1 protein-coding gene is annotated in these 555 nt (G+C 68.5%); it reads left to right on the forward strand.

Going from position 1 to position 555, the window contains the following annotated elements:
* Window positions 1-403 (forward strand): Lrp/AsnC family transcriptional regulator (locus ACXJKR_RS34320; protein ID WP_457326668.1); only part of this gene is annotated, 403 nt, incomplete at its 5' end.
* Window positions 404-555 lie beyond the last annotated feature (152 nt).

Here is a 555-nt window from a genome sequence, read left to right on the forward strand (position 1 = left end):
GGCCGTGACCGAGCGAGTGCGCAAGCTGGAGGAAGGCGGCGTCATCCGCGGCTACCGGGCGGTCGTGGACGCCGGCAAGCTCGGCTACGCGATCCGTGCCGTCATCCGCATCGAGAGCATGGACGAGCCGCTGCTGCTGCGCGCGCTGGAATCCAGCCCGGAAGTGCTGACCGCCTATGACGTCACCGGGGAGGACAGCTGGATTTTCGAGATCGCCGTGCGTGACGTCGCCCACTTGAAGGCGGTGCTGTCGCGCTTCTGCCAGCAGGCTCCGACCTCAACGGCCATCATCCTGCGTGCGCTGCGCGAGCATGCGCCGCTCAAGCCCCTGCCGGCGGCCGAGCCCGAGTCCCCGCCGCCACTGGCCGCGGCCAACAAAAAGCCCCGCCGTAGCGGGGCTTGATGAAAGAAGAACCAGGCTCTCAGCGCGCGAGCAAGCCGTTGGCAGCGGCCACATCTTCGGGGCGCAGTTGCCCCGAGGCCTGGCGCAGCCTGAGGCTGTTGACGACGACGTCATAGCGTGCCTTGGCCAGGTCACGCTGGGTCGTGTAGAGC

The organism is Roseateles sp. P5_E11 (assembly GCF_054049355.1).